The sequence below is a fragment of the Paenibacillus sp. EB106-06-01-XG199 genome, assembly GCF_058791575.1.
The window spans coordinates 813,097-837,817 of record NZ_JBYTDQ010000001.1 but is presented as its reverse complement, the minus strand read 5'-3'; the positions used below and the strand labels follow the sequence as shown (position 1 = coordinate 837,817).

At 49.9% G+C, this 24,721-nt stretch carries 16 protein-coding genes; 12 read left to right on the top strand and 4 right to left on the bottom strand.

The window, feature by feature from the left end; all coding sequences use genetic code 11:
• Positions 1-16: 16 nt before the first annotated feature.
• The 5 genes from AC3WT9_RS04060 (at position 17) to AC3WT9_RS04040 (ending at position 10,638) form a co-directional block, all read left to right on the top strand.
• The gene (locus AC3WT9_RS04060) at positions 17-6,637 is read left to right on the top strand and encodes a non-ribosomal peptide synthetase (RefSeq protein WP_341378730.1); all 6,621 of its coding nucleotides are present in this window, start codon (positions 17-19) and stop codon (positions 6,635-6,637) included.
• A gap of 28 nt (positions 6,638-6,665) precedes the next feature.
• A complete protein-coding gene (locus tag AC3WT9_RS04055) occupies positions 6,666-7,550 on the top strand; it encodes a stalk domain-containing protein (protein ID WP_492407344.1) in 885 nt (294 codons plus the stop codon).
• Complete coding sequence (locus AC3WT9_RS04050) at positions 7,547-8,305, top strand: VOC family protein (RefSeq protein WP_341093394.1); 759 nt, start codon at positions 7,547-7,549, stop codon at positions 8,303-8,305. The genes AC3WT9_RS04055 and AC3WT9_RS04050 overlap by 4 nt, the downstream gene beginning before the upstream one ends.
• A gap of 81 nt (positions 8,306-8,386) precedes the next feature.
• Positions 8,387-9,142 (top strand): GNAT family N-acetyltransferase, encoded by a 756-nt coding sequence (locus tag AC3WT9_RS04045; RefSeq protein ID WP_341093396.1) that lies wholly within the window; start codon positions 8,387-8,389, stop codon positions 9,140-9,142.
• Between the two features lie 23 nt (positions 9,143-9,165).
• Positions 9,166-10,638 (top strand): amidase family protein, encoded by a 1,473-nt coding sequence (locus AC3WT9_RS04040; protein ID WP_492407343.1) that lies wholly within the window; start codon positions 9,166-9,168, stop codon positions 10,636-10,638.
• 178 nt (positions 10,639-10,816) lie between these two features.
• On the opposite strand, the gene AC3WT9_RS04035 is transcribed toward AC3WT9_RS04040, so the two are convergent.
• Together AC3WT9_RS04035 and AC3WT9_RS04030 are read right to left on the bottom strand one after the other, a co-directional pair.
• A complete protein-coding gene (locus AC3WT9_RS04035; protein ID WP_492407342.1) occupies positions 10,817-12,097 on the bottom strand; it encodes an MFS transporter in 1,281 nt (426 codons plus the stop codon).
• Positions 12,094-12,756, bottom strand: coding sequence for a TetR/AcrR family transcriptional regulator (locus AC3WT9_RS04030; protein WP_341378733.1), 663 nt, complete (start codon positions 12,754-12,756; stop codon positions 12,094-12,096). Before AC3WT9_RS04030 ends, AC3WT9_RS04035 begins: the two co-directional genes overlap by 4 nt.
• A 337-nt stretch (positions 12,757-13,093) precedes the next feature.
• Here AC3WT9_RS04030 and AC3WT9_RS04025 point away from each other — a divergent pair, with 337 nt between their 5' ends.
• From AC3WT9_RS04025 to AC3WT9_RS03995, 7 genes are all read left to right on the top strand, one after another.
• The gene (locus AC3WT9_RS04025; protein WP_341378734.1) at positions 13,094-14,650 is read left to right on the top strand and encodes a contractile injection system protein, VgrG/Pvc8 family; all 1,557 of its coding nucleotides are present in this window, start codon (positions 13,094-13,096) and stop codon (positions 14,648-14,650) included.
• Between the two features lie 27 nt (positions 14,651-14,677).
• A complete protein-coding gene (locus AC3WT9_RS04020; protein ID WP_341378735.1) occupies positions 14,678-15,829 on the top strand; it encodes a pentapeptide repeat-containing protein in 1,152 nt (383 codons plus the stop codon).
• Positions 15,822-16,346 carry a hypothetical protein gene (locus AC3WT9_RS04015; RefSeq protein ID WP_341378736.1) on the top strand — a complete coding sequence of 175 codons (525 nt, stop codon included), beginning with the start codon at positions 15,822-15,824 and terminating at the stop codon, positions 16,344-16,346. The genes AC3WT9_RS04020 and AC3WT9_RS04015 overlap by 8 nt, the downstream gene beginning before the upstream one ends.
• A 1-nt stretch (position 16,347) precedes the next feature.
• Positions 16,348-17,040, top strand: coding sequence for a DUF4280 domain-containing protein (locus AC3WT9_RS04010; protein ID WP_341378737.1), 693 nt, complete (start codon positions 16,348-16,350; stop codon positions 17,038-17,040).
• Between the two features lie 23 nt (positions 17,041-17,063).
• Complete coding sequence (locus AC3WT9_RS04005) at positions 17,064-20,417, top strand: deaminase domain-containing protein (protein ID WP_341378738.1); 3,354 nt, start codon at positions 17,064-17,066, stop codon at positions 20,415-20,417.
• 17 nt (positions 20,418-20,434) lie between these two features.
• Positions 20,435-20,782, top strand: a complete 348-nt coding sequence (locus tag AC3WT9_RS04000; RefSeq protein WP_341378739.1) for a hypothetical protein — start codon at positions 20,435-20,437, stop codon at positions 20,780-20,782.
• A 413-nt stretch (positions 20,783-21,195) separates the two neighbouring features.
• Positions 21,196-21,627, top strand: a complete 432-nt coding sequence (locus tag AC3WT9_RS03995) for a hypothetical protein (RefSeq protein ID WP_341093432.1) — start codon at positions 21,196-21,198, stop codon at positions 21,625-21,627.
• Between the two features lie 313 nt (positions 21,628-21,940).
• On the opposite strand, the gene AC3WT9_RS03990 is transcribed toward AC3WT9_RS03995, so the two are convergent.
• Together AC3WT9_RS03990 and AC3WT9_RS03985 are read right to left on the bottom strand one after the other, a co-directional pair.
• The gene (locus tag AC3WT9_RS03990; protein WP_342479876.1) at positions 21,941-22,906 is read right to left on the bottom strand and encodes an NAD(P)H-dependent flavin oxidoreductase; all 966 of its coding nucleotides are present in this window, start codon (positions 22,904-22,906) and stop codon (positions 21,941-21,943) included.
• A gap of 1,161 nt (positions 22,907-24,067) precedes the next feature.
• The gene (locus AC3WT9_RS03985) at positions 24,068-24,712 is read right to left on the bottom strand and encodes an NmrA family NAD(P)-binding protein (RefSeq protein ID WP_492407341.1); all 645 of its coding nucleotides are present in this window, start codon (positions 24,710-24,712) and stop codon (positions 24,068-24,070) included.
• Positions 24,713-24,721 lie beyond the last annotated feature (9 nt).

Sequence of the window (24,721 nt, the reverse complement as noted above, 5' to 3'; positions counted from 1 at the left end):
TAAGGGAGGAAACACAGTGAGCAAGGAACAGTCGGAGCAGGATATAAGTAATGATATCGCCATCGTCAGCATGGTGTGCCGGTTCCCCGGGGTGGATTCCGTGGAGCAGTATTGGGAGCTTCTCGCTAGTGGAACGGATGCGCTGCAGCTAAGCCCCGCACCGGCAGGACCAGGCATAGAACCCCTGAGCCGCCTGGGGAGCGAAGGTCTGATCCCGGTGAATACTTCATTGAAGAATACTGAGAAATTTGATGCTGCCTTCTTCAAGCTGACCGGCAGGGAAGCCGAAATCACCGATCCGCAGCATCGGCTTTTTATGGAGAGCGCCTGGGAGGTACTGGAGAAGGCAGGGTATAACCCTCTTAATTATCCCGGACTGATTGGTTTGTTCGCAGGAGTCAGCACTAGTACTTACCTGATTAACCACTTGCTTGCGGACAGAGACCGGAACGAATCCGTCAGTGATTTGCAGCTTATGATCGCCAACGACAAGGACCATATGACCGCCCAAATTGCCTATCGCCTAAATATTTGCGGACCTGTCGTTGCCGTACAGACTTCTTGTTCGACTTCTCTCGTAGCAACGCATCTGGCCTGTGAAAGTCTGCTCAGCGGACAATGCGACCTTGCACTGGCAGGGGGCGTGACGCTCAAATTCCCGCAAGTTCCGGGCTATCTGCACCGCCAAGGGGGGCTGACCGCAGCAGATGGGATGATTCACGCTTTTGACGCAGAGGCTACTGGGACTGTATACAGCAATGGCCTGGGAATCGTCGTCTTGAAAAGGCTTGAAGATGCACTGCGGGACGGAGATACGATCCAGGCCGTAATCAAAGGCTCGGCAATTAACAGCGACGGCGCTAACCGGATCGGCTACGCTGCTCCCGGTGTAGATGGCCAGGCGGCGGTCATTGCTGAAGCCATGAGCATCGCCCAAGTCCAGCCGGATGCAATCAGCTACGTTGAAGCACACGGCAGCGGCACGCCGCTTGGAGATGATATAGAGCTTGAGGCGCTAAGCAGAGCGTTTGCAGCGGCGCGCTCCAACCGTTTTTGTGCAATTGGTTCGGCCAAAACCAACATCGGCCATGTTGAGATGGCTTCTGGGGCAGCCGGTCTGATCAAAACAGCCTTGGCGCTCAAGCACCGGAAAATTCCGGCAAGCCTTCATTTTGAGACACCGAATCCCAAGCTTGAGGAGCATAGCAGCCCCTTCTACGTGAATGATATGCTTGCGGACTGGGATGCCGGTGAACATGGGCGGTATGCCGGAGTCAGCTCCTTTGGACTAGGTGGAATCAATGCCCATTTGGTGCTGACGGAAGCACCGGTTCAGGCGGAAGGGGATGCGGAGAACCGCTGCGAGCTTCTGGTCCTGTCGGCCAAGACAGCAAGTGCGCTGGAGCGGATGTGCGCCAATATGGCGGCTCATATAGAAATACACCCGCAGCTTAATCTAAGCGACGTGGCCTATACCCTTAAGACAGGACGGGCGGTATTTGCCGTTTCAAAAGCTATTGTTTTTCGCGGGCGCACCGATCTGCTGGAGCAGCTAAGGGCTGCGAGTGTAACGGGTACTACACGTCAGGGGTCTGCAGAGGAGGGCAAGCTGGCAGTTTGTCTAAGCTTCTCACAAAACTGTGTGCTCTCTGCAGAGGAGGCCCGCGATTTATACGAATCCAATCCGACATTTCAGCAGTTGATTAGCGAACTGTCCGACCAAATCCGCCGCTCATATCCACTCGACCTGAGACATTATGTTCGGTCCGCCCTTGCACCTGAAGCTTCTTCCGCTACCGGAAGGATGCTGTCGTTTGCGCTGCAATTGGCGCTTGGCCGCCTATTCCTTGGCTGGGGCATCCAAGCCTCTTCCATCGTTGGTACAGGAATAGGCGACTGGGTCAGACTGGTGTTGAAGGGCGAATGCGCCTTGGAGGATGCTTTACATCAGCTCATCAGCGAAGACAAGGATCATACTTCCGGTCATTCACCTGAACAGGTGGAGCAGGTCTATGTCCTGAATCTGGGCAAGCCCAGCCAATCCGACGGGCAGATTGCAGCGGCAGGCCAAGCACCAGGACTATATTGGCTGCAAAGCGAAATCGCCCGATTATGGCTGGCAGGCGCTGAACTGGATTGGGCGCTGTATTACGAAGGAGAACACAGACGCAAGCTGGAGCTCCCAACCTATCCTTTTGAACGAGGTGTATTCTGGATTGGCCCTTCCAGCGGGCGTGCCACAACAGATGTTGAGAGTGACAGCCGCCAAGGGAACAGTACGGCAGGCAACAACTATTATCAGCAGAAAGTCAAAGAAATCTGGGAGCAGAGCCTTGGGCTCGAGATCGCGGATGGACAGGAGACCTTCTTCGAGCTAGGCGGGCATTCCCTGCTGGCGACCCAAATTTTGTTTGTGATGAACAAGACCTTCCGTACGGAAATTACGCTCCAGCAATTTTTCGATCACCCTACTGTGGACGATCTGGCTGCATTGGCAGCGGAGCAAGCCGGGCAAGGCATCAGTGCGTATACTGATCTTCCTGAGGTGCAGATTGCTTTGGCGGAGCGGTATGAACCCTTTCCACTGACCGATGTGCAAAAGGCCTACTGGATCGGCCGTTCTGAGGGCCTGGAGCTTGGAAATGTATCGACCCATATGTATTTTGAAAATGATGTCGCTGACCTTAATCTAAGCACGTTCCAGCAGGCGTTCCAAGCGCTGATTGACCGGCATGACATGCTTCGCTCGGTGATTCTTCCGGATGGGCAGCAGCAGATTCTGCCTCAAGTTCCCAGCTATATAATCCGTTCCTATGACATCACCGCTTTTGGGGAAGAGGAGCGAAGCGCCCATGTGCGGTCTATTCGTGAAGAGATGTCGCACCAGGTGCTGGATTGCTGCCAGTGGCCGTTGTTTGATGTCCGCGCGACGCGGCTGCCTGAAGGCCGGGTCCGGCTGCATATCAGCGTCGATCTGCTAATCGCTGATGCCTGGAGCCTGGAGCTGCTGCTGCGCGAGCTCTCTGTACTTTATCTGAATCCTGCCCATGCCTTCGAGCCGCTGACCTTGTCCTTCCGCGATTATGTGCTGGCCACTGCAGAGATTGAAAAAAGCGAATTATTCCGCCGCTCCGAGACGTACTGGAAGGGCCGGCTGGACTCCCTGCCAATGGGACCGCAGTTTGAACTTGTGAAGGAACCGTCCCAAGTGCCGAAGCCGGAATTCAGACGGCGGCAGCATGTCATCTCCGCACCACACTGGAAGCAGCTCAAAAAGAGAGCGGAAGGTTATGGCATTACCTCTACGGTGGCTTTACTGTCTGCTTTTTCGGAGGTGCTGACGTTATGGAGCCGCAAGGCGCATTTCGCCCTTAATCTGACCTTATTCAACCGTCTGCCGATCCATCCCGAAGTGGGCGAAGTCATTGGGGACTTCACCTCCCTGACTCTGCTGGAAATTGACAACCGCGAACCGGGTGCCTTCATCAGCCGGGCCCAGCGCCATCAGCGCAGGCTGCTTGAGGATATGGATCACCGCTATTTCAGCGGTGTGCGGGTGACAAGGGAGCTGCTGGCCAAATACAAAGAGCCATCGAAGGCGATTGTACCCGTAATCTTCACGAGCATTCTGAATCAGACAGAACAAGCTGCGACCGAAGGCCAGCCCGCCCAGGCCTTGCAGGAGGATCGCTACAGTGTCTCGCAGACTCCTCAGGTGTGGCTGGATCACCAGGTGCTGGAACGGGATGGGGAATTGCATTTCAATTGGGATTCTGTAGATGAACTGTTCCCGGCCGGCATGCTGGACGAGATGTTCGCTGCATATTGCGAGCTGCTGGACATGCTGGCTAAGGAAGCCCAAGTCTGGGATGAACCACTGCCCCTGAGTATGGAGCTTTCGCGCAGTATGCCGCACCGCGAACGTCTTCATGAGGTTGCAACATTCCATACCCGGCCACTGCTGCCTAATCCGTCACCCGGATCACTGCTGGAACGTTACCACAACAATGTACGGCAACGACCGTCCGCAGTGGCACTTATCACTTCTGGAGGGCAGCTTAGTTATTCCGAATTGAATGACTATGCCGATTACGTTGCCGGTCAGCTTATCCTAAATGGAATCCGTCCGGGCGAACCGGTGGCCGTTGTGATGCACAAGGGCTGGGAGCAGATTGCTGCCGTGCTTGGGATTCTCAAGGCTGGCTGCGCGTATCTACCCGTGGATGCCTCGCTTCCCCAAGCCCGGATAGCTGAGCTTCTGCGGCTTGGACAAGTCGCAAATGCTGTCATTCAGCCCGATTTGGATCACTCAGATTGGCCGCAGCTTATGCACGTTGTTCTTAACGGACAGTGCAAGCCGGACGGCAAATACGGGGCAGAGGACCCAGAGGCGGCAGACCGCCTGGCGTATATTATGTTCACTTCAGGGAGCACGGGCGTTCCCAAAGGTGTCATGGTCAATCACCGCTCTGTTCTCAATACCATTGAAGATATTCTTCACACTTATAAAGTTGGACCGAATGATGTCATGTTCGGCCTGTCTGCGCTGAACTTTGACCTGTCCGTGTTTGATATCTTCGGCATGCTCTCTGCAGGAGGCACACTCGTTCTGCCAGACAAGGATCATCTCCGGGACCCTGAACATTGGCTGGAGCTGATGAACAGGACAGGTGTAACCCTCTGGAATACAGTTCCTGCACTCCTCAGCATGCTTACGGAACTGGTCAAAGATACGAATTCGCCAGTCTGCAGCTCGCTGCGTCTTGCTCTGCTTAGCGGTGACTGGATACCACTGGGCTTGCCTCAAGCAACCAGCCGGTTGAAGCCAGGGCTTGAGGTGGTCTCGTTAGGCGGTGCCACCGAAGCAGCCATCTGGTCGATTGCTTACCCGGTTCAGGAGGTGTTGCCTGGCTGGACCAGCATTCCTTACGGACGTTCACTCGCCAATCAACGGGTATACGTGCTGAACGAACGGATGGAGGAGTGCCCTATTGGCGTATGCGGGGAATTGTATATTGGGGGAGAAGGCCTCGCTATGGGCTACTGGCAGGATGAACTGCGAACCCTGGAACGATTCATCCGTCATCCTCTGACCGGCCAGCGGCTCTACCGCACCGGCGATCTCGGAAGATATGCGGAGGACGGAAATATAGAATTCTTGGGCCGGGAGGATCTGCAGATTAAGGTACGCGGGCATCGCATTGAGCTAGGCGAGATCGAAGCTGCCCTGAAATCCCATCCGTATATCAAGGAGGCTACCGTAATCAGCCAAGGGGAAGGCGAACGCAAACGGTTGTCAGCCTATGTGACTGTAGACCGTGAACAGGCTTACGGTGTCGAGGGGATGGCCGGGCAGGAATTGATTACGGGTGCAGTGGACCGGATGTTGTTCAAGCTGAATGAACCCGCATTGCGAAATAATCTATCCGGTAAAAGCTACAGTCTGGCCGATGCAGTGGAAGGCAACGATCCCTTCTTGCGGCGGCGCAGCTACCGCAGCTTTGTGCAGGAGCCGATTTCCCAGCAGCAATTCGGGGCATTTACGTCCGCTTTGTCACAAAGGACTTTCGATGGTCTTCCTTTTCCCAAATTCCAATATGGTTCTGCAGGCGGGCTGTATCCAGTCCAGGTCTATTTCCATCTGAAGCCTGGAGCGGTAGAGGATCTGCCTGGCGGGCTGTATTATTACAACCGCAAGCAGCATCAGCTTGTACTGCTCGAAGAACATCCAAGGATGGATACTGCCATTCATGCACCGGGGAACCGTGAAGTTTTTGAAGCTTCGGCCTTCCAGATTTTCCTGATCGGCTGCATGGATGCAATCGTCCCTATGTATGGACAAAAGGATGGGCTGGGCTATTCGATGATGGAAGCCGGGATCATCTCGCAGCTCCTGGAAGATAAAGGCCCTGAACACGGAATTGGCTTAATTCAAATGGGTACCCTGGGCTTCGATCACATCCGCCCAATGTTCCGGCTGCGTAGTAACGATGTATATCTGCATTGCCTGCTTGGAGGCGGGATTACGCCTGAGCAGATGACTCTGTCTGGACAGGTGGAAGAGATGAACCTCTATTCTTCCAATAAAACCACTACTAAGGAGAGCAAACCGGACATCGGCAAAGCCCTAACCGGTTATTTAAAAGAGAAATTGCCTTCATACATGGTGCCGTCGGCTATACAGGAGCTGGAGAATTTCCCGCTGACAGCCAATGGCAAAGTAGACCGCAAAGGGCTTGCGCTTCTGGCACCGCAGCTCCCGGAAACCGATGAAGCGGCTGCTATGACGACCGGCGAACTCCCCTCTGGATCAGCTATGTTGCTGCAGCAGATTGCGGATGCCTGGCGCAAAGTTCTGAACCGTCAGGATATTGGCCTGCACGATAACTTCTTCGATCTTGGTGGTGATTCGATCAGTATGGTTGCGCTCTTCCGCGAATTACAGGAAGATTATGGTAGCAGGCTGACTATGATCGAACTATTCAGGTATCCGACGATTAAAGATCTCTGTGAATTTCTGCTGGAAGATGCAGCAGATTCACCGCCGCAGGATGACTTGCCCCTGGAGCGTGAACGGGCTGATTCCCGGCGCAGTTCCCTGGCCCAGTTAGCCGGCAAACAGCGGCAAGGCCGATAAACAACCTAAATTCAGGAGGGAACAGAACATGAAGAAATTTATGCTGCTATTATTTATTGCGCTGCTGGCCTGTCCGAGTGACACTGCCTTATCGGCAGCCGCTCCAGCGGTCAAGATCTCGTGGAATGGAACACCGATAACCTTTACAGGGGCCTCACCGGTTCAGGAGGGCAAGACCTGGCTTGTACCGATCCGGCCTGTCTCCGAAGAACTGGGTGCAGATTTGCAATGGGCTGCCAAAGAAAAGAAGCTTACCCTGTCAACATTTGCCCGAACGGCAATACTGGTTATCGGCAGCAAGCAAATGAAGGTCAATGAGCAGACCATTACTCTTCATGCAGCCCCTAGACAGCACCAGTCCGCCATCCTCGTTCCACTGGAGGCGCTGGAGGCGATTGGGCTTGTAACAGCCTGGAATCCGGCGAAAACCGCAGTGGATCTGAAGCCGGAATTCACCGTTGTTAAAAAGTACGTTTTCCCAATTCAGGTTGCAAGCATCCGTTACCGCGGCCAATACGAGGAAATTACCAAGGTCTTTACCCTGCTTGACAGCAAAGTGAAGGATGTAATCAATGGTCAAGGCATGAGTTTGTATTATGAGCAGAATTATGAACTAGGACATGACACAGAGATTTGCATTCCGGTCAGCAAAGCTGTGGAGGGCGAGTCTATAGAATACAAGGGCCAGAAGATTCCGATAGTTACCAAAACGCTGGAAGGCGGTTATTTCCTGTCGGTGGTTCACCAGGGAACGCCGGATACGCTGGGTGACGTCTGGGCGCAAATGGACTTATATGCTAAAAATACAGGAGTCCAGCTTACATCACCGTCACGGGAAGTATATGTGAATGAGGATCTGAAGGATTACCGTAAACAGGTTACCGAAATTCAGCTCCGGTTCAAAGACCTATGAAGCATTATAACGAAGGTACGTTTTGCTGGGCCGAGCTGGGCAGTGGTGATCCGGCAGCATCCGCTGCATTTTATACCGCATTATTTCCTTGGAGCACACAAACGACAACTATGGAAGATGGGCGAAGCTACACGGTATTCCAATCGGACGAACAAGATGTGGCTGCCATGTATTCCTTAGGTGATCCCAAGCTGGCCTCTTTCTGGGGCTGCTACATTGCTGTTCAGGACGTGGAGTTCTCGGCTGCACGTGCCCAGTCACTGGGAGCGGAAATGCTCATTGCCCCAAGACGCATAGGGGACAAGGGCACTATGTGTGCATTCCGTGATCCTACCGGAGCGATGGTGGCCTTATGGGAAGCGGCAGAGCATCTGGGATCGGGCGTTCAGCACGAGCCGTACTCTATCGACTGGCATGAGCTGTATACAACTGATCTGAACGCCGCCGCTCATTTTTATACGGAACTACTGGGATGGTCAATGGAAGAAGTACCTACTCCGTCAGGCCGTTATCTCCAGTTCAAAGTTGGAGCAGACTACGTAGCCGGCATGAAGGCAATTCCCCAGGATATGGCGAACATGAGCAGCGGCTGGGGATTATATTTCAAGGTTTCCGGATGCGAGAAGGTCGCTCAGCAAGCGGTAGCCTTAGGAGCTTCTGTGGTGATCTCCCCAATGCCTGTGCCGGGTGGCGGGACATGTTCCACTTTGCAAGACCCGCAGGGAGCTTTCTTTTCGATCCAGCACGGGTTCTAGGCGCAAATTGTTCCGGGATAGTCCTAAACAGCCGTTTGGCTATCCCGGATATTTCAAAAAGAATAGTGAGGTAGTGACACAATGACCTACTTGCAAATTACCAAAGAAAACATCGAACAAGAACATATCTGCTGCGCCCTGGGCGCGAAGCAATATGAGCAGGCAGTCCGGGACAAAAAGCAATGGCTGAGCGAAAGGATGGAGGAAGGGCTGGTTTTTTACCGGCTGAATGACCGGGCGAAGGTTTTTATTGAATATATGCCTGCCGAGAAGGCTTGGATCCCGCTTAATGCCCCTAACTATATGTACATTAACTGCCTGTGGGTATCTGGAAGACACAAGGACAATGGTCATTCCAAACAGCTTCTGGATAAGTGCAAGGCAGATGCCCAAGCCTTGGGCATGGATGGCATTGTGCATATTGTCAGCAAGAAGAAAATGCCTTATTTGAGCGATAAACGTTTTTTTGAGCATATGGGATTTCAAATCACCGATGAAGCAGATCCTTATTTCGAGTTGGCGGTACTCAAATGGAACGATGAGGGGGAGTACCCGTCTTTTGCACATTCCGTGAAGTCTGCGCCAGCCTCGGGCGACGGGATTTGTATTTATTACACAGCACAATGTCCTTTTGCCGTTGGTGTGTTGGAGGATTTGCGGTCAGTGGCGAAGGAGAGGGGTATCCCGTTTACGGCTCATCTCCTGACTACCCGGGAGGAAGCCCAGGCCGCCCCTTCGGTCTGGACAACCTTCAGTCTGTTTCTTAATGGTACGTTTAGCACTCACGAGATTATGAGTCCGGGCAAGTTCGCGAAACTGCTCGACAGCTCCAAATAGTAAGGATACAGGGAGGAAGAAACTTGAATTTAGCTTATCTTACCGCTTCCGATGTGATCCGGCTGCTTGAACAGGGTGAGGTGAATTCCAGGCAACTGCTGGATTACTATTATGGCCGGATGGACCTTGTGAATGAAGGGCTAAATGCCGTAGTGCAGCAGCAGCGGGAAATTGCCTACGCCCAGGCGGATCAGGCCGACCGGGACAGAAAAGAAGGCCGGAGGTACGGGCCACTGCATGGCCTGCCGCTTACGGTCAAGGAGTCATTTAATGTCAGCGGGATGCTTACAACCTCTGGTGCCCCGCATTTAAAACATAATATTGCTACAGAACATGCGGCCACGGTGCAACGATTGATTCAGGCCGGAGCGATCGTTATGGGGAAAACCAACGTGCCGGTGATGACTGCAGACTGGCAGACCTATAATGATCTATACGGCACGACCAACAACCCTTGGAACACAAACTTGACACCAGGGGGTTCATCTGGCGGCAGTGCGGCCGCTTTGGCGTCTGATTGCACGCCTGTGGAATTCGGCAGCGATCTGATCGGCTGCCTGCGGATTCCTGCGCATTATACCGGTGTATATGCCCATCGCTGCAGTCTTGGAATGCTGTCGCTTAGAGGACATGTTCCCGGAAATCCTCCCGGTGATCCAAGCGAGCCTGATTTGTCGGCGGCTGGCCCGCTGGCCCGAAGCGCCAAGGATCTGCGGCTGATGATGGATGTGCTGTATGATCCCTGGGTAGATGTGCCTGTCCCTCCTGATTTCCGCACTAACACATTAAAGGAGCAAGCGAAGATTAAAGTCCTGACCTGGTTTGAAACTCCGGAGCATGAAATAGATGAACATATTAAACGCAGATATGCTGATTTTACCGCAGGTTTATCAAGGATGGAGGGGGTGGAGGTTCACCACGGAATGCCTCCTGAGATCCAGATGGACAAGCTGTTCGACCTGGCTATGCAGCTGTCTGGACGGCTTGTCGGCACCTCGTTCAATTCAAGGCAGCGCCTGACTGCAAGTCTGGCCTCCCTTGGCTTGCGGGCATCCCGTTTGGTGACGAAGGCTTTTCCTGAAGGGCTAGAGGACTATTACCGGGCAATGAATCAGAGTGAGGGAGAACAAGCGGAAACGGACCGTCTGCGTCAGGAATATAACCGTGTGATCACTTCCTTACTTCAGGAATATGATGTTCTGCTGCTGCCCATCAGTCCGGTATTGGCAATTCCCCACATGCAGCAGGCGGTAACTAGAAGGATTCTGAAAGTGAATGGACGAGCAACTGGTTATAACGAGCATTTAATCTGGAATATCCTCGCGACTGTCTTTGGACTGCCTGCCACAATTTTGCCGCTGAACCGCTCTAACGATGAATTACCTTGTGGAATCCAGATCATCAGTGGGCATTTCAAGGATCATATCACCATTGACTTTGCCGAAATATGCGAGTCATTGACAGAGGGATTTCAAATTCCTCCTGGCTATTCATAACTCTACTGCTCACCTTACATCTTCAAAATCACGATAAATATTATTTTCATCTTCAATAGTTTACGGATAGAAATGAGTAATAAAAGCACAGGGCCGCGGCTATGTGCTTTTTATTTGGCGGATGCTTATGCCGGGCAGTGCATGTATAGCCGCTCGCCTGATCTGTTATGTAATCGGCTCAAGCCGGTTCACTATGCGATGCCTCGCGTTCTGCGGCCGATTGTACCTCAAGCTTACGGACAAGGGAGGGAAGTGAAAAAAGGTAGAAGAAGCTGACGGCTACTGTACATAGCCCGAGTATATAGTGCAGCCAAGTCACCGAAATCCAGGCGGGAAAGGCCAGGGCGACAATGCCCAGTGCCATGGAGTGGCCCAGCATTATGACCGGATCAATCAAAGCATTAACCCTGCCCATATTACGGGCAGGAACCAATTCGGGCATCCAGCTGCCAAGAACGATATTGATTGGCGCAATTGCAATACCCGCGAGCAGAATAATGACTAAGTATACCTCGACCTGACCGGCAAAACCCAGCCCCCCAATAAGCAGGCTGGCTACGAATAACCCCGTTATAAGCACCGGAGTCCGGGTGAAGCGGGCAATGAGACGAGGACCGAGAATGCTGCCCAGCAGGAAGCCGATGCCAAGAAAAACGGTAATCATGGAGGAATAGACGACATAATTATCGGGACTCAGCTTATATTTCATTGCAAAAATCGGAAGCACAGCAAACACACCATTTACGATCCCGAAGAACAAAAATCCGCTGATAAGTACGAGCAGCAGCCGATTTCCGGTGATATAACGAAGACCCTGCCAGAAATCTGTAATGAGGTGCGAAAAGCGAAGCTCCCGAATGCGGTTCTTGCCGTTAGGCATCCGGGCATTCTCGGGAAAATCCCCCCAGGCCAGCAGCAGACCCGAGATTAGAAAACTGGCACCGTCGACGATGATAGCGCCTTCAATTCCAACAAAATGATAAGCAGTCGCTCCCAGGCTCATCCCGAATAACATGAACATTCCCATAACGATCTGGTTTAACCCCGATGCCTGAACATACTGGTCATGACCGATGCTTCCCTGCAGCAGCCCCATCTCAGCCGGACCAAAAAATTTGGATATCGAGCTGCGCAGAAACAGGACCAGAAAGCATAGCACGATTAAATCATAATGCACGAATACCAGCAGCAGCAAGGTCAATCCGGCACGGATCCAATCGCTGTATGCGGCGATATGCTTTCGGTCGAACCGGTCGGCCACAACACCAACGATCCAGAATACTGCCAGTGTAGGCAAGGAATACATCAACTCCGCGGTCGTTGCCAGGGAGGGGCGCTCGCTGAAGCGGTCTACCAGATAATAGGCAAAAGCCATGTTACCGACCACCGTACCCAGTTGGGAAGCAAAAGCCGCAATAAACAGCTTGCAGAACACAGGATTGCGAAAAAGTGACTTCATTGAATCTCCTCCCTTAAACCAAAGAAATCCATTGCTTGGCCGGCTGACGGTTGAAGCAGACTGTACAGATAGTGAAGTAGTGCATTGAATTGCATACCGGTATCCGCTTGCCTGGTGCCAACCGTGATGGAATGTGTAACGATACCTTCCTGAAAGGATGAGACCACCCTGGATATCTCACTAAGATCCATGACTGGAGTAAATTCACCGCGGCTTACCCCCGTCCGAAGCAAATCTGCAAAACGTTCGATGCCTCTTTCGTACCGTCTTTCAAGCAGCTCTCTGCGTGAAGAATCACGCCAGCCGACTAGAAAATACTCGTAAAAAGCAGGCATCATTCCGCCGCCCTCCATTTGCTCCAAATCATGAAGCTGCTGGGTATAGAGTGTGATAATGACCTGCCAAATGGATGATGAAGCAGCCTTCAAGTATTCAAGATACTGTTCATACTCAAGATCCTGACGATCCAGCAAGGCTTCAAAAATTTCCTCCTTCGTTTGATAATAGAGGTAAATCCAGCCCCGGCTCATGCCAGCTTCCTCGATAATATCCTTCAGCGAGACCGCGCCGTAGCCTTTTCTACTAAATACGCATTTAGCAGCATCCAATATCTGCCGGCTTCGCTGTTCTTTCCGGTGATCCGTCAATCGGGGAGACATTTACCCGCCACCTTTCTAAGTATCCAAAATGAACCGCGTGTCATTATTATTTTAATGACACGCGGTTCATTTTGCAACAAATAAATAGGAGGCTGGAAGAGGAAGGCAGTCAGCCGTCCTACCGTGCCATGTTATAGTATCGAATCTGAATTCCAAGGGTCAGACTGTTGTTTCCGGAGTTGTAATTCCGGTTGGTGCCGCCTTCTACAGCCCAGTAATGTCTGATAAAAAATCCTTTTACATACTTAATTTAGTATTTAAGGGTGATATATTAAAATTACATGGGAAAAAGACGATATATAGGGAATTAAAGGAATTGCATGAAGGAGATGACACAATGGCAATGTCAGCCGTTAGCTATGAACATTTGCATATACTTCCTTTTGAGATGAGACTGCATCATGTGACGTTGGTCAAGAAAATCAATGACCACGCCAAATTGACGTTTACGGGCATGATCTCGGAAGATAGGGAAGAGCATTATGTACGGATGGCGGATGAGAATACCCCGGTAGAGCTTCTGTATACCGACGAGAAAGGAAATAGCAAGCGATTGTTTCATGGCACGATCCTCAAACTCCGTGTCAAGGTCGATAAGGAAGCCTACTGGCTGGAAGCGGAAGCCATCTCTCATACCCACGCAATGGATCTCAAACCGCAGACGCGTTCCTACCAGAACAATTCTATGCTCATTCCCGATTTAATGCATAAGATCAGCGGGTACTACCCCAATGGGCAAAGCTTTAATACGTTTGTGGAAGATAAAAGACTGGATGCGTATACCCTGCAATATCAGGAGACAGACTGGCAGTTTCTGAAGCGTCTGGCCTCCCGTTATCACACGGTGCTGGTTCCTGTATCCACGGAAGACAGCGTTCGCGTGTATTTGGGCATTCCAGATCATCGGGACGCAGGCAGGATAGAAGCTACCCATTACCGGATGTACAAGGATATATTAGCCTTCAAAAAAGAGGCGGGAAACGGAGAGAGCGGGCTTAGTGAACGGGATTATATTTGTTATGAAGTGATGCTGAACAATCAGGTGCTTGAACTTGGAGATCAGGTCACCTTCAAAGGCCAGCAGCTTCACGTGTTCGAGGTACGGACCGAAATGAAGCAGGGTCTGCTTACACATCACTACACCCTCTGTCTGAAACGGGCAGCTTACCGGCGCATGAAGTATAATTCCAAGCTGATAGGCTCTTCCCTCTCAGGAAAAGTCATGGAAGTGGTCCGGGATGAGGTCAAGGTGCAGCTCGATTACGATCAGGACTGGAGCCTCGCGATCGCTAGCCCTTTTCCGTATTCCACGATGTATGCCTCGGACGATCAGACGGGATGGTACTGTATGCCGGAAAAAGGCGACGCTGTCCGGATCTATTTCCCCAATGCGAAGGAAGCAGAAGGCATTGCACTCAGTTCTGTGCGGAAGAAGGTGCCGGAAGAAGCAATGGCTCCCGCATCCAAGCCGGGCAGTACATCCGCTGCTGCAGGCAGACACAGCCAAAATGTGACGACGACCGTAGTCCAGCAAGAACAGCTGCAGCCTGTTATTCATTACGACAAGGATCTAAAGGAAGATTTAATGGCCAATCCGAACACGAAGTTCTTGTTGACGCCAACCGGCCAGAAGATCACGTTCGAGGAAGATAAAATCATCATTACCGGTGCGACCGGGGGCGCAACGCTTACTTTAACGAGTGCGGGCACGATTATTCTGAATTGTGAGAATAAGATTACATTGCAGGCCAGCAAGCAAATTGAAATGGTCTCGGAATCCATTATGATGGTTGCCAACCAGATTGAAATGTCCACCAAGGACGGAAACGGCGGCTTTACGATGGATCAGGGGCAGGTCGTGATTAAAGGCATCGAAGTGCTGATGAATCAATAGAACACACCGAAGAGAGGAGCGCACGGGATGCACGACCTGGAGATATGGAACCATTTTATAGAAGAAGATGTCCTGCCTCAGCGAAATGAGCTGATTAAATCCTTACATACCTATTACGTTCAGCATAAAAAACAGATCACCACCCAACTCGTCCCGCTGTTTGACCAGTTCTGCGAGAAGGCACAACTCCAGCAGCAAGAGGGGAAATTAATGAAATGCGCCTATCTTCATCTCTCCCTGCTCCGGACGAGCCTGAACGAAGGGAAGCCCGTCTATATGCTGGAGGCCAGCGACAGGGACACGGAAAGCAAGGTGCAGCTGACACCTTTTCATTATGATGCAGGCTGGATCTACGGATTCGCGGACGCTTGGGATCAAGCATGTGAGGAGAAACGCAGACGTTATTTAAACCGTATTCACCGCCATTCGTTCGAAGTCTGGAAGGCCCGGCAGCTGTATCCGTTCCACATCTATATGGTACATGCTGTTCGTTATGCCATGGATACCATCCGGCAGCTTGTTTCTTTCCAAAACCTGGAGAAAGACAGTGCATTTGAAGTGCGTGTCGGTCAATTTCGGGACCCTGAGGTCAGTGAATCTGTGTACCGCGTCAATGAAAGGCAACGTTCCTCCATTACTTGCAAAGGGTGGCTGGAAAATAAGTCAGATCAGGAATACATCTATGAACATATTGCCAAGGTCAACTTGTCCCGTGGCTATTACGAAGGCGTTGATCTGAGTTATGCAAGGTTTGAAGAGGTGACGCTGACCGGAAGTCATTTCGGGGGCAGCCGAATGCTCGGTACCCGCTTCGAGCGCTGTGTGTGCGATCAGGCCGATTTTCGCGAGAGTCTTCTGGTGGATACGGACTTTCGCGATTGTGACCTGACTTCTGCAAGGTTCGACCATGTGCTGGGAATTCGGGACATGGCGGCAGAAGCACATGGCTTGGTATTCGGCTTGAATGGCGTGTTGTTTCAACAGGCCAATCTGACGTTTGCCAGCTTTCAGGGCGCGAGAATTGCCGGAGATTTCACAGGTGCACAGCTGGAAGGGACGAATTTCACAGGCGCAGACTTGACGGGAAGCCGGATGCTGGAGCGGGATGCTGCTTCGGTAACACTGACCAAGGAACAGCGTGGCACGATGATCTGGGTGGGGGAAACGCTGCATGAGTAGCATGAAATACTTCGTGCTGGAGCATGACCGGCGCTTGCCGGCAAATGGAGTGAATCTGGCATTCCCGGAACGTATGCTGAAAGGGTATGAGTATGCCGGGCCGCAGGAAATCGTCTATACCAAGCCGGGTAATCTCCTCTCTGCCTGCAGTCTGATCGAACATCCGATATTACTGGTCAGCGAGGAGCTGCGGGCAACTGTATCTAAGCAGTTACCGGACATTCCTTATAAAAGTGTGGTCGTAATGGACCTGGAACAGCAGGGGCAATTTTATTATGCATGGATGGACTTTCCGGAAATTCCTTGTCTTGCACCTGACCGCACAGAGACGGAAAACGGACGGATTCACACCCTTTGGGCAGACACAGAAGCATTAAAGGAAACGGCAATTTTTCAAATTCCATATTACCGGAGTCGTGTGCTGGTTGCACGTGTGGACATCGCTGAGAGCTTGCTTAGAAAAAGTCTGTATGGCTTAAGTGTCAGACCGATCCGGTTGACGAGAGGAGAAACTTGAAATGGGAATTATGGATACCTTGTTGACGAAAAGCACGCTTAACAAGCTCCTGGAATCCCCGTGGCGAAGCGAGGACACGTATGTGACGGCGGGGGCGTATATGCATTGCACGCGAGGCACACATGAGGAAGTGCTGAACAAGCAGGACCCGAACGGTGTGTACATCAATGGCAGGCCGATGTTGACGGTGAAGGATTGTGTGCTATCCACCTCGGAGCCGGGAACGATTCAGGGCACTATTCCCTTTGACCGAATGGGACAGGCGCTCGATGGAAACTTCTATTCGTTCGGCTATTGCCGGAGTGATATGAATCCGCTGAAGGCGGCTGAGAAAACCTTGGGTTTTACAGATCCTTCGTATATGGTCGACCCCGATCCGGAGGAACCCACCGTAGGCCAGTTTATTTATCCTTGTGCGCCCAAGCTGATGCCAACGGTGCTGGGACCTTCTTCTGCTGGAGGCCCATCCCCTGAACCGCAATTCAAGCTGTCAGGTGCAGTATCTGCGCTGACCACATTGCTGGAGCGCTTAGCAGGCGCTCAGACAGAGTGGACCAACGGCAGTCCGAATGTTTATATTCAAGGGGTACAGGCGCTGACCAGCAAGTCCTGCTTATTTTGCCAGTATGGAGGTCAGATCCGGTTGCTCACGAATGGAATGGACCCGGCGCCGCCTGAGTTCTCCGCGAGATAAAGAAGAGAGGTGATGGTGAGGGCATGGGAGCAGAGTATCACGGGGATGGCTACGAGCTGCAGTGGCCTTATGAGCTAAAAGCGATCCGCAGTTTCCGGATTGAACGGAAATTTAATACACATGCGCGGTGCACGTTTACGGCGGTCATGACGGAAGAAGAAGCGGAAGCCTGCTTGCTGAGAAGCAGCTTCGAGGACAGCCTTGTCTTCCGCAAACCGGCCAAGCCGCGGGTGGAGAGCTGGTTCGCCGGCGGCATTACGAATGTAGATATCCAAATGGAAGACGGGATTCCGCATGTGCAAATCGAGGCGCTCTCACGCAGCTATGCGATGGATATGGAGCCGAAGAACCGGTCGTACCAGAATAAGCATCTGACTTATTCGGAAGCCATCGCGGGGCTTGCTGCGGACTATCCCGGAGGGGATGCGCACAATATGGCGACGGGCAAGCAGGACGCCCTGGGCACCTTAATGGTTCAATACGGTGAAACTGACTGGCAGTTTATGAAACGGCTGGCTTCCCGGGTGGGGACAGTGATCTTGCCGGATGTCACACTGGATGCACCGCGCGTCTATTTCGGCGTGCCGGACCTGTCCTGGGGAGAGGAGTTGAAGTCCAAGCATTATACGGTCATAAAGGACCGGGCCGCCTATGAAGAGCTGAAGGCGCATGCGGAAGGAACGGAAGCGGATCAGCTCCATGAGGGGGATTTTGTCCGTTACCGGGTGGTCAGCGGTCAATATTGCCAGGTCGGAGACGATGTTCTTTTTAAGAATCAGATGTGGGTCGTCTCCGAATCGGTGATCAGCTATGAATCCGGGCTGCTACAGTATGAATATGTGCTGGTGAAACGCCAGACATTGCGAAGGAAGTCGCGGCGCAATGAGGCGATTCAAGGGGTATCCCTTGAAGGCCGGGTCGTGAAACGGGCAAACAATATGGTGAAGGTGCACCTTGACATCGATGCCGGGCATGACACACAAGGGAACTGGTGGTTTCCGTACTCTGGGGAAGGGAACAATATCTTTCACTGTCTGCCGGAGGAAGGTGCGCGGATCAAGGTGTATTTTCCAAGCGGGGTAGAGAAGAAGGCGATAGCGATTAACTCGGTTCGCGGCGGGAGCGAGGAGATGAAGAGCCGGACAGTGTTCCAGAAGCCGACGACGAAGGTGTTCGAGATGCCGGGCGAAGCGAGGATGCAGCTGGGAGACGACGGCGTCCTGTTCCAGAAAGGGACGGTCAGCCTGCATTTGGATGGCGGGAACATCACCGTTAATGCCAGCGAGGATCTATTGCTGGTAGCGAGCAATCGGATGGAGCTGGGAAGCGGGGACGGAAAGAGTATACTGGAATCCATCCGGATGCGGGCAACGCAGCAGATTACGCTGCAAACGAACGCCGCCCATTATATGGTCGTCAGCGAGAAGCGGGTGGGCATCCATAGCAGCAAGATCGACTTCCAGAAAGTCGAAGTGGATTACATGGAGCTGCTGACGGATGCCGAGCTGAAGGAGCTGTATATTGACGAGCTGGCCAAAGGTGAAATCATGATGCAAGAAATAGATTTAAGCCTTAAATTAGGTGCGGCCACGCAATTAACAGAAGGACAAAGAGCCGATATCCGCTCCAAAGTGGCGGCTGATGCGAGCGGCAATCCGGGTACCCAGGAAGCGGCACGAAGCTGGATGAGCGGGAAGGCGGCGGAAGAACAGCAGAGCGCCTATAAGAAGAGGTATGGCCAGCCGCCCGCCAGCGAGCCGGAGAAGCAGGGCGAGGAAGAAAAACAAGCGGAGCTGGAGAAGAACCAGCAGCTCTATGAGGTGGAGGACCGGAACCGTACAGCGGTTCATGCCTGGAATCAAAGTGCGGAGAGGATCATAGAGCAAGGCAGAAAGGAAGGTAAATCGCGAGCGGAGATCGAGGCGATGATACCAGCGCTGCCAGAACTGGCCGTAAGCGCACCTCAGCAAAACAAGCAGCCGGGAGTTATGGAGGGACTGCTGGATGCAACGGGAATCCGTCAACTGGTGGACCAGATGAAGCCTGTCCTGGAACCCGCGCTGGATGACTGGCTGCTGCAGAATGTCGTGCCGCAGAAACCGGATTATCTCAGCAAAAAAATGGAGAAAACAGTATACTTATCTCGATATACGTTCCAGGTATTAATCCTAGACCCCCAAATGCTGGTCGCGGAGTTCAACCTCTTATTCGGTGTGGTGGCGATCATCTCGGCGATTCCGACAGCCGGAGGATCGTTATATCTCTTGGCGGCTGCAGACATCGCCTTTAGCGTAGGTGTGATCGTGATCAACGTGGAGAAGCTGAACGATCTCAAGAACGGAAACGCCTATACGAATCCGACCTTCCTCGGCATGGACCAGTCACTGCTGGATGGACTGGGGATTGGCATCGCCTTTGTGAGCTTGACCAGCCTGCTCAAGCACGGCTTGTATAAGGCTGCAGATAAAATAGCGAACCGCAAGAATATTGCGGCGCTGGATGATGCTTTGAAGGCATTGACGAACGAAGCGGACACCGCTGCTAAACTTAAAACAAACCTGCCCCAGAAAATGGTGATTAAAGATGGCGGGTGGGTGGATGACCTAGCAAAGAGCAAGAGTCTTACAGGGGCAGATGACGCTAGGACAGTGGGAAAACCAAAAGCGGAGGGTTCGTCGCGGTCGGTTGAGGAGACGGGTAAAGTAACGAAAACAAAAAATACTGATCCGCCACCTTATGATAGAGAGAAAATACTAAGAAACATTGAAGAAAGTAAAAAAGCTCGTGAAGCCTCCAATTTCGATAAGTATTTACAAGAAGAAAAGGTGCTTCTTGAGAAGTTGAACAAGGGGACGGGTGAACTTAGTCTTAATAAAGTAAAGAAAAATACACCAGGAATTGGAGGAGAACTCTATCGACGTAGTCAAGAACTTCGAGATTTGTTGCCTGAAGAAATAAGAGATTTAGGTAACTATGGACTAGCCCGTGTTGAGATTCCTGGATTAAAGAAAGAATTTAAAGCGCATAGTCAAATTCAGGATGCAGATCAGAAATGGTCAGAAGGTTACTCTCCTTTACCACCCGAAAAGATCGAAGAACGAATATTCGAGCCTAAAGATGTTAATCCGTGGAATGAGGTAGATAGAGAGGGGGCTTATAGTAGGAAATGGGATACCGAGTATAAAATTCTCGAAGATGTTGCAAAACAACTCGGTGGCAGCAAAGGGGCTGTGAATAAAGATGTAACTGGAAAAATTGATTTCTATACTGATAGAGAACCATGTGCCAGTTGTACACCTATCATCCAGGAATTTAAAGAAATGTTTCCTAATGTAGAATTGGTTATTTACTTTAACCGTAATTTAAAAAAGAGATAGTTTTGGAGGCGATTACCATGGTAAATAAGTTGTCATACGATAAAGTAATAAAATATGGTACACAAGGCTTTGAAAAATATTTAAGTGAGGGATTCACTGTTAATCAAGCAACTTCAAGGTCAATCGTAGAATTCGAAATTCAAACTGACGATTTTCAAGATGTTGAATGGATTTTGTACCTTATCTTAGCAAAGTTAGGTATTGAACATGGCGACTTAAGAGACGACATTAAATCCCAAGCAATGGATATCATACATTCGAATAAATTGGTGAAGTTTTGGAGACAGGAGGGGCTTGATAATAAAGAACTTGAAGAAAGGGTTTTATTTGTAGAAGGGATAAAGGATTTATTAACAACAGTCTAAGACACTTCTATGAATTAACTGGTTATAGGATCATTAGCCATGCGCACCATACACCGCCCATTAAGCGAGCGGGAGATAATGAAGCCAAGCAAATTTAGCTTTTCATGCCCGCGCGAAGATTAAACTGAACCTGAGAATCAGGGTCTGTCAATTATTTTGTGTAACCAGTCGTTCAATACCACACTACGAGTTAGCCACCCGTATTGTGGTATTTTTTGTCATAGTTCCTATCCTAGTTGTTAATGAATTGCCCCCACCCAGTGCCGAATGAATCAGGCAGCAAGGCATTCTTCGAAAATGAATTATGCAAAATGCTAAACTCAAAAATGTGTATAACTACCAGGAATGTAGTCCAAGCGATCTTTTCAGTTCTACGTATATTAACGTATAAAACTTGAAAGGGGAAATGAAAGATGGCAACAATTATAAGTTATGGTTCCAAAGCGTTAAATCCATTAGGAGCTGCTGTATTAACAATTCCACCGGGGCAAAATGTTGGAATACTTGATACCTCAGTAGTTATTCCTCCGGAAAATCCTGCATCTTTCTCAAATAGAGTTGAGTTAAAAGCAAGTATTAACATTGACCAGATTGCAACTCCTGATAATTTCAATGTTGTAATTCTCAGAGCTGGGACAGTAATATATCGCTCTCATATTCGACTTGTGGGTACAGCAAATCCTGAAATTAAGCAAATAAATGTTCTGTGGGTTGATGGTGCCCCTTTGGGCGTTATAAACTATCAATTGGGTATTGAAAATTCGATTCCGGGCACTACCTTCATCAATATAGTTGGACCAGTAGTATTTACTGCAACAGCTATTGGAGGAGAGGGCGTAATTTAAGTCGTGCACTAAGATTTGCGTTCAACCAGGTAACAAAAGCGACATTCGCCGGAGTAGTTCATTACGCCCCTGTGAAAAGCATTGGACAGTTGAACCGATCTGGTTCAGCTGTCCTTTTTTTCATGGCTTATACGTAATTAGAACGATTGCTGAAAAGGGGGTTATGCTGTATACATTTATCTCCGCAAAGCTTCCCAATGTCTGAGCCAATTAAATTACTTACAGATTCGATAACTGAAGAAATAAAAAACCACTCACGCTCGGAAATCCCAAGCTTAAGTGGTTAATCGTGCTTTTATATCTTATAACAACCTTAAGTTGTCGGGTTCAACGCCCCTTGATACTCATTCATTAAATTGTCGATAATCTGCTGTACGGACAAAATCTCTTTAATCTCATGGACTCTGGACCCAGCAAAAACTAAACCGTTCTTAACATCTCCTCTAAGGGAAGTAAGCAGGGATTCCATTGTACAGAAGCGATGTGAACAAACCTTTAGACAATCATAACATTTGACTATCTTTAATTTGGCATTATCACTGATCCGGTCCGTAAATTCATTCCGAATCGCTCTACCTTCTAGACCCACTGTAGACTTGATGAGGACAGTATCTCCCTGTTGAGCATCTACATACTTTTGCTTGAAGGCTAAGGGAGCATCACACTCATGGCTAGCCACAAAACGGGTACCCATTTGAACACCAGATGCGCCAATCCGAAGGGCTTTTGCGATATCATCCCCTGTCAGAATCCCACCCGCAGCAATAACCGGAATCGAAACAGCCTCTAAGACTTCAGGAAGGATATCAAACATGGCTCTGTCTGTACCTAAATGGCCCCCTGCTTCGAACCCTTCCACAACGACTGCGGAGGCACCAAGTCTTTCGGAAATTCTGGCTAATTTGGCGGATGAAACAATAGTTACAACAGGAGTACCATATTCTTTACCCCAAGCATAAATATCTCTAGAAATTCCGGCTCCGGAAATAATAAAGTCAACCTTTTCTTCCAAAGCAACCTTCATTTTTTCGGCAAAATCCTTTACTGCGAATAGTACATTCACACCGATATAGCCAATCCCTTTAGAGAGTTCTCTTGTTTTGCGAATATGCATTCTCAGCTCATCAGCAGTGATCCCTGTACCAGAGATGGTGCCGATCCCGCCTGCATTAGCTACAGCAGCGGCTAGTCCACTTAAGGATATGCCTACGCCCATTCCACCTTGAATAACAGGAACTCTGGATTTAATATGTCCGAATTGGATTGTTGGAAGTTTCAATTACGCACCTCTTTCACAAGTTGTAGATATCATAAAAACTCCTCTGGAGTAATTAGCTATAACTTAACACAGTTAAGTCTTTCCCGATGTGACTGTGAGCATGCTCAAACCATGTTAAATATCATGTCTTTCAACTGATTTCTTTTATGAAATTTATAACGCCTTTTGGGCAGATGACAGTTTTTAGAAACAAGTGAAGCTTGCTTTAATAATCAGTATGGATCAATTTTATATTCGTATTCATCATTGGATTGAAGGAATCGCCGCTTTCTAATTTTAATGGATTCATCCTAATGAAGATAAATCCAACTCAATTAAGGGACTGCAGGCGATGATAGAACTGGGGAAGAAGCAAACAGGCGGTATTTAATGAAACTAACGAATGATAATCTCCTGTTTAACTATAAAGTAGAGGCAGGAAGATATCATGGTAGAGATATTCCACATGATGCACATGGGAGACGCCAGTCTGTCAGATCCGGGGGAAACTAAAAGTGGATCTCATTTTGGACGAGCTTGCTGAATGCCAGAAAGATAACGGCGGACAATGGGCTGGGCCTATTCCAGAGAAATATTTACATTAGATCGCAACAGGAAAAAGGATACCAGGCAGAAGGCGGCAGCATTATCGGCATGGATTGTTATGGTCCGCTTGATATACAACCTACTCAGCGTGGGCTATTCTGGTATGGAGTTCATTCGGCTGAGATGCTATTTAGAACGTTAGGAACAGGTTGTGTAAAGGTTTCCGCTATCACAAGTGGCGATCACGACCTCATTATCGGTCCGGATTTGGAGCATTGCTGCACAAGAACACGAAAACACAATTTATCGACATATCCAGCCATCCGAAACCGTATTATGCCAGCTTGATGGAGAAAATTATGAAGCTGTTCATAACAGGAATATCTGATATAGATACTGAACAAACGCTTCAGATACATTCGTTTCCTGGAAGCGGCCAATGAAAGTCGTGAATTTGGTTTAGAAGTCTATTTATAGGTGGAGGTACCTGAATCAGCTTCAACGTACAAGTCAATATTGGAGGACAAGAATCTGTTCCGATAATTTATGGAAAAGGCAACCCGCTAGGGCTGCCTTTAATTTTACAACTGATACTGCCAGTTTCTTTAATTTATTAAATCCACCGACCAGTTCTTCTTAAGAACGAAACATTTTATTAACCTGCGGTTGTTGCAACCAATCCTTCAGCGTGGTCAATTGGAGATCAGGGACAATCACGCGATCTTTAACATCATAATAGTTCAGGGAATCAATATTCGTTCCAATCCAACGGTAGAAGCTCGCAACACCAGATGCTTGTTTTTCTCCCATCACCGGCGTGAGAGATGCTTCGAAATCATCGTAGCTCAGAGACTGGAATGTGACATTTTGGCCCAGTGCTTGTGTAAAGCGATCCCCGAGTTCTGCACCAGTCAATGCTTCAGGCCCTGGAGCCAGTATCGTTAGACCTGCCAGCTCAGGATGACTTAATGCATAATAATGATATTGCGCCGCGTCATCGGAGTTGATCCAAGGAATAGATATATCCGCTGGCACAGGGTAGAACAGCATCCCATTATTGATAAGCCCTGGGATCAAGAAGTTTTCCATGTAAAGCGTTGGTTTTACCAAGATGGTCGGAATTCCGCTTTGTTGTACGTATTCAATCATTTCGCGCTTTACATCCAATGTTTTGGTATCGGTAGGCTGTTCTGGCAAGAAGCCATTCGAATTGACGACGATCAATTTTACGTTTGCTTGCTTTGCGGCTTCAACAGCATTGGTGATGTGTAGTTTGATCAATGCTGTGTC

Excerpts from the sequence above, each read along its gene's own strand:
- AC3WT9_RS04055 (WP_492407344.1), top strand. The coding sequence starts at position 6,666 with ATGAAGAAATTTATGCTGCTATTATTTATTGCGCTGCTGGCCTGTCCG.
- AC3WT9_RS04050 (WP_341093394.1), top strand. The coding sequence starts at position 7,547 with ATGAAGCATTATAACGAAGGTACGTTTTGCTGGGCCGAGCTGGGCAGT.
- AC3WT9_RS04045 (WP_341093396.1), top strand. The coding sequence starts at position 8,387 with ATGACCTACTTGCAAATTACCAAAGAAAACATCGAACAAGAACATATC.
- AC3WT9_RS04035 (WP_492407342.1), bottom strand. The coding sequence starts at position 12,097 with ATGAAGTCACTTTTTCGCAATCCTGTGTTCTGCAAGCTGTTTATTGCG.
- AC3WT9_RS04030 (WP_341378733.1), bottom strand. The coding sequence starts at position 12,756 with ATGTCTCCCCGATTGACGGATCACCGGAAAGAACAGCGAAGCCGGCAG.
- AC3WT9_RS04025 (WP_341378734.1), top strand. The coding sequence starts at position 13,094 with ATGGCAATGTCAGCCGTTAGCTATGAACATTTGCATATACTTCCTTTT.
- AC3WT9_RS04020 (WP_341378735.1), top strand. The coding sequence starts at position 14,678 with ATGCACGACCTGGAGATATGGAACCATTTTATAGAAGAAGATGTCCTG.
- AC3WT9_RS04015 (WP_341378736.1), top strand. The coding sequence starts at position 15,822 with ATGAGTAGCATGAAATACTTCGTGCTGGAGCATGACCGGCGCTTGCCG.
- AC3WT9_RS04010 (WP_341378737.1), top strand. The coding sequence starts at position 16,348 with ATGGGAATTATGGATACCTTGTTGACGAAAAGCACGCTTAACAAGCTC.
- AC3WT9_RS04005 (WP_341378738.1), top strand. The coding sequence starts at position 17,064 with ATGGGAGCAGAGTATCACGGGGATGGCTACGAGCTGCAGTGGCCTTAT.
- AC3WT9_RS04000 (WP_341378739.1), top strand. The coding sequence starts at position 20,435 with ATGGTAAATAAGTTGTCATACGATAAAGTAATAAAATATGGTACACAA.
- AC3WT9_RS03995 (WP_341093432.1), top strand. The coding sequence starts at position 21,196 with ATGGCAACAATTATAAGTTATGGTTCCAAAGCGTTAAATCCATTAGGA.